Below are 1,637 nucleotides of genomic sequence, written 5' to 3' on the forward strand. Positions count from 1 at the left end.
GAGGCTGTGTGAAAAGACCCGAACTGTGTACTCCAAACGGGTGGTTGACGCGTTAAATACTCTATGACGATAGATGTCTGGAGGCTGGCATGAAGCGCTTCATTGAGGGTGACAATCGGCAGCAGATTACGCTCCTGCCGGAATCACTCGACGAGTACATTGATGCGGAGAATCCGGTCCGTGTTGTTGATCTGTTTGTCGACCAGCTCGATCTTGGTTGCCTGGGTTTCTTTGTCGAGCCTGCTGTTACGGGACGGCCTTCATATCACCCATCGACGCTGCTGAAGCTCTATGTCTACGGCTATCTCAATCGCATTCAATCAAGCCGTCGGCTAGAGCGGGAGGCGCAACGAAATATCGAATTGATGTGGCTGCTCGGGAGGCTATCTCCGGATTTCAAGACCATTGCAGACTTCAGGCGAGACAACGGTGAAGGCATCCGCAACGCTTGTCGTCAGTTTGTTGTGCTGTGCCGCCAACTGAATCTCTTTGCACAAGCTGTCGTGGCCATTGATGGCAGCAAGTTCAAAGCGGTCAATGCCCACGATCGCAACTTCACGCGGGGCAAACTTGAAAAGCGGATGCAGGAAATTGACCGGTGCATCGAGCGCTATCTGACTGAGATGGATACCGCCGATCGCCAGCCTGCCGAGATTGCCGAAGCGAGAACGACACGACTCAAAGGGAAGATGGCAACGCTGAAGGCCAGGATGGAGCAACTGAAGGAAATTAAGTCTCAATTGGATCAGTCGCCCACCGGGCAAATCTCGCTCACCGATCCGGATGCCCGCGCCATGGCAACCAGTACCAGTCGAGGATTAGTGGGCTACAACGTTCAAACGGCCGTCGATACCCAATACCATCTCATCGTTGCCCACGAGGTCACCAATATCGGTAGCGACCGGCGCCAACTGGCAAAGATGGCCAGGCAAGCCAAGGAGGCGATGGCTGCGCCCGATCTCCAGGTCATTGCGGACCGCGGCTATTACCACGGCGAGGAAATTCACGCCTGCGAGGACGCGGGCGTCACCCCGTTTGTTTCGAAGCCCATGACTTCCTTGGCCAAAGCAAATGGCCGATTCGACAAGGAGGATTTCGTCTTCGAGCCAGAGACCGGTGAGTATCAGTGCCCGGCCGGCAGCCGACTGATCTGGCGTTTCTCAACCGTTGAACGTGGGGCGCTGATCCATAAATACTGGAGCTCCGATTGCCCACGCTGCGCGATGAAGGAGAAATGTACGCCAAGCCCCTATCGGCGCGTTGCTCGCGGGAAATATGAATCCAGCCTGGAAGCGATGCAGAAACGCCTCGATAAGAAACCCGAAGCCATGCGGACGCGACGACAGACTGTCGAGCATCCATTCGGCACGTTGAAGGATTGGATGGGTGCCACCCATTTCCTGACCCGGACTCTAGATCGGGTCAGTACTGAAATGAGCCTGCATGTCCTTGCCTACAATCTGAAACGAGTCATGAAAATCGTCGGTATTGCAGACCTAAAGGCAGCCATGCAGGCCTAACCAGGCCTTTTTGCACTTCCTGTTCAGAATGCCAACCGGAAAACTCGAAACTGGCGGGCAGAATTTCTCCACCCGACCTGTAGCACCCAAAATTTCAGAGCGTTTCCACACAGCCTC

At 54.9% G+C, this 1,637-nt stretch carries 1 protein-coding gene; it reads left to right on the forward strand.

The window, feature by feature from the left end; translation table 11 throughout:
- Window positions 1-89: 89 nt before the first annotated feature.
- On the forward strand, window positions 90-1,520 hold the full coding sequence (locus AC22G6_RS21755) for an IS1182 family transposase (protein ID WP_487368495.1): 1,431 nt from the start codon (window positions 90-92) through the stop codon (window positions 1,518-1,520).
- Window positions 1,521-1,637: the final 117 nt, after the last annotated feature.

The organism is Parazoarcus sp. PS-13 R2A, from assembly GCF_057621855.1.

Excerpts from the sequence above, each read along its gene's own strand:
- AC22G6_RS21755 (WP_487368495.1), top strand. The coding sequence starts at position 90 with ATGAAGCGCTTCATTGAGGGTGACAATCGGCAGCAGATTACGCTCCTG.